Annotated in this window: 3 protein-coding genes; all 3 read right to left on the reverse strand. The window is 71.9% G+C overall.

Annotation, left to right across the window (positions count from 1 at the left end):
- Positions 1-99: 99 nt before the first annotated feature.
- From AOK17_RS43115 to AOK17_RS43125, 3 genes are read right to left on the reverse strand one after another with little or no spacing between them, the layout of a single operon-like run.
- Positions 100-846, reverse strand: coding sequence for an ABC transporter ATP-binding protein (locus AOK17_RS43115; protein ID WP_055618108.1), 747 nt, complete (start codon positions 844-846; stop codon positions 100-102).
- 9 nt (positions 847-855) lie between these two features.
- Positions 856-2,541: a benzoylformate decarboxylase gene (gene mdlC / locus AOK17_RS43120; RefSeq protein WP_079053611.1), complete on the reverse strand. Its 1,686-nt coding sequence runs from the start codon at positions 2,539-2,541 to the stop codon at positions 856-858.
- Entirely contained in the window at positions 2,538-3,329 is a 792-nt protein-coding gene (locus AOK17_RS43125) for an ABC transporter permease (protein WP_055618109.1), read from the reverse strand. Before AOK17_RS43125 ends, mdlC begins: the two co-directional genes overlap by 4 nt.
- Between the last annotated feature and the right edge of the window lie 41 nt (positions 3,330-3,370).

A 3,370-nucleotide genomic window follows, 5' to 3' on the forward strand; every position in this document is an offset into this window, starting at 1 on the left:
TCAAACGCCGGAGGGGCTGAACGATTGCGCAGTTCCCCGCGCCCCTAGACACCTAGGGGCGCGGGGAACTGCGCGGCCAGCCACAACCAACCCGCACCCTCAACCCCGTACCGCCCTCCCCACCTCCGCCCGCAAGCTCACGAACTCCGGCAAGCCCCGCGTCGTGATCTGGTCGCGCTTGCCCGGGAGGGCAATCGGGAGGTCGAGGACAATCCGGGAGGCGGGGCCGGAGGAGAGGACGACGACGCGGTCTCCCACGTACACGCTCTCGTCGATGTCGTGGGTGACGAAGACGATCGTCGGCCCCTCGGTCTGGTGGACTTCGAGGAGGAGGTCCTCAAGGTCCTCGCGGGTCTGGGCGTCGAGGGAGCCGAAGGGCTCGTCCATGAGGAGGAGGGACGGGCGGCAGACCAGGGCGCGGGCGATCGCGACACGCTGCTGCATACCGCCGGAGAGCTGCCAGGGGTGGCGGCGACCCGCACCGGGTAGCCCCACCCGTTCCAGCATCCGCTCGGCCTCGTCCCGCCGCTCGGCCCGTCCGAGGCCCCGCCGTCGCAGGGGAAGGGCGACGTTCTCCCGGACGGAGAGCCAGGGGAAGAGCGACCGCCCGTAGTCCTGGAAGACGACGGCGAGCCGGTCGGGCACACCGGTCACGGGCTCCCCGTCGACGCTGACGGAGCCCTCCCCCACGGGCTGCAACCCCGCGATGGTGCGGAGCAGCGTCGACTTGCCGCACCCGGACGGCCCGACGACACACAGGAGTTGGCCGTCGGGGACGGTGAGCGTGATGTCGTGCAGGACGGGATGATCGCCGTACCGCTGGCCGAGCGAGTCGAGACGGAGCATGCGGGGCGGTCACCTGTCCCTGGAGTCGGAGTCGAACGCGCCGTCGTCGACCCGGACGTGGAGCAGGAAGGGCCCGTCGTCGTCGCCGTGTCCGGCCAGCGCACGGTCGAGTGCGGCGGGAAGGTCGGCGGACTCCTCCACGTACGCCGCCGGGCAGCCGAAGCCCGTCGCGACCCGGGCGAAATCGATGTCCCCGATGTCCGTGCCGGGCACGGGTGCGATGTCGATGCGGCGGCCGAGGGCGCGTACGGCGGCGTATCCGCCGTTGTCGAGGAGGACGTAGGTGACGGGCACCCGGTGGCGCGCGGCGGTCCACAGGGCCTGCACGGAGTACAGCGCCGAGCCGTCGCCGACCAGGCACACCACCCGCCGCCGGTCGGCCAGCGCGCGCCCCACGGCGAGCGGCAGCCCCCAGCCGAGCGCCCCGCTGCCGGTGGTGAGGAACCCGCCCGCCGATTCGATGCGCACGCGCGCGTGGAGCGCTTCGCGATGGCTGGGCGTCTCCTCCACGAGGACACGGTCGCGGGGCAGCCGCTCCTGGAGCAGGTCGAGCACGAGCTCCGGCTTGATCGGGCCGTCGCCGTCGCCGGGGGCGTGGGCGGGGAGCGGGACCGGTCGGGAGGGCGGCGGTTTGCGGTCCGACTCCCGCACCAGCGCGGCCAGTTGCCCGACGGCCGGTTTCAGCGTCGTGACGATGCTCGTGCCCGTCGGCAGCCAGGCCGCCTGCCCCGGGTCGCAGTCGAGGTGGAAGAGCTCGGTACGCGCGGGCAGCGGCGGGCTCTCCGTGTGGAAGTGGTACGTGAACAAGGGCGCGCCCAGGGCCACCACCACGTCGTACGCCTCCAGGCAGGCCGCCAGCCGGTCGGCCGCCGGCGGCAGGAACCCCTGGAAGAGCGGGTGCGACTCGGGGAAGCCGGAGCGCCCGGACATCGGGCTGATCCAGACGGCGGCGCGAGTGCGTTCGGCGAGGGCGCGGACCTCGGCGGTCGCGTGCTCGTCGTCGACTCCGGGGCCGACGACCAGCGCGGGCCGCTCGCAGGTGTCCAGGCGTGTCGCCAGCGCGGACAGCGCGCCCGCGTCGGCGCTGAACCCGCCGTGCAGCGTGCGCGGTTCGACGTGCGCGGCCGGTTGGTCCCAGTCGTCCTCGGGGACGGAGACGAAGACGGGGCCGCGCGGATGCGACATGGCGAGGCGGTGGGCCTCGGCGAGCACGGCGGGTACGTCGGCCGCACGGTCCGGCTGGCGGCTCGACTTCACGTACGGGCGCGGGAACTGTACGGGGTCGTCGGCTCCGAGGAACGGCCTCAGCTGGGTCAGGGCGCGCGACTGCTGGCCGGCCAGGATCACGAGGGGTACGCGGTCGCGGTAGGCGTTGAAGACGGCGCCCAGGGCGTGGCCCACTCCGCCCGCCGAGTGGAGGCTGACGAGGGCGGCGCGGCCCGTGCCCAGTGCGTGTCCTGCGGCCATGCCTACGGCGACGGATTCCTGTAGTCCCAACACATAGGTGAAGTCGTCGGGCCAGTCGCGGAACATGCGTAGTTCCGTGGAGCCCGGGTTACCGAAGACGGTGGTCATGCCGGTGTCCCGGCAGAACCGGATGACGGCTTCCAGGACGGTGACGGTCTCGGCCGCACGGGTCGATCCCGCGTCCGGCTCCGGCTCCGGCTCCGGCTCCGGCTTCGGCTTCGGCTTCATGCAGGCCTCCCTTTGCCCAGCAGTCGTTTCTCGACCGCCAACAGGCCGGTGTTGAGTACGTATCCGAGCGCGCCGAGCAGCACCAGCGCGGCCCACACGGTGAGCAGGTCGGAGCGCGACTGGGCGTCGGTGAGTGTGAAGCCGATGCCGTTCGCCGTGCCGGGCAACAGCTCCGAGAAGACCATCAGGATGAGGGAGAGCGACAGGCTCAGGCGCAGGCCCGCGAAGATGCGCGGGAGGGCCGAGGGCAGGAACAGGAGCCAGAGTCGTTCTGCCGTGGTGAGGCGTAGGACGGCCGCCACGTCGATGCGCAGGGGGTCGGTGTTGCGGGCTCCCTCCGCCGTGTTGATCAGTACGGGCCAGATGGCGCTGAAGACGATCGACGCGAGTTGCATCTGGGTGCCGAAGTCGAAGACCACGACGAAGACGGGGACCAGGGCCGGGGGTGGGATCGCTCGGGCGAACTGGAGGGTTGGGTTGCAGAGGGCGTAGGCGCGGTGGGAGCGGCCCAGGGCTGTGCCTATCGCTATTCCTGCGGCTGCGGCGAGGGCGAAGCCTGTGGTCATGCGGGCGAGGCTGGGGAGGATGTTTTCCGTGGCCTCCTGGGTGAGGAAGGCGTGGGTGGGTGGGCCGGAGAACCACAGGTTGTGGGTGTGGCGGGCGATTTCTGTGGGTGGCGGGAAATAGACGCTCGTGTGAGTGCGGGTGGCTGTCTGCCAGGCGCCGATTGCCACGGCGAGCACGCTCCACCGGAGCAGTGCGCTGCGCGCCGCCTTACCGCCCCTCATCGACCGACCTCACCGTCCTTGGATTTCGCCCCCGCCGCCCC

Source organism: Streptomyces phaeochromogenes, assembly GCF_001418655.1.
Taxonomy (GTDB): Bacteria; Actinomycetota; Actinomycetes; order Streptomycetales; family Streptomycetaceae; genus Streptomyces; species Streptomyces phaeochromogenes.

What these genes read in the sequence shown, in the direction of transcription:
- AOK17_RS43115 (WP_055618108.1), bottom strand. Translation starts at nt 846, where the DNA reads ATGCTCCGTCTCGACTCGCTCGGCCAGCGGTACGGCGATCATCCCGTC.
- mdlC (WP_079053611.1), bottom strand. Translation starts at nt 2,541, where the DNA reads ATGAAGCCGAAGCCGAAGCCGGAGCCGGAGCCGGAGCCGGAGCCGGAC.
- AOK17_RS43125 (WP_055618109.1), bottom strand. Translation starts at nt 3,329, where the DNA reads ATGAGGGGCGGTAAGGCGGCGCGCAGCGCACTGCTCCGGTGGAGCGTG.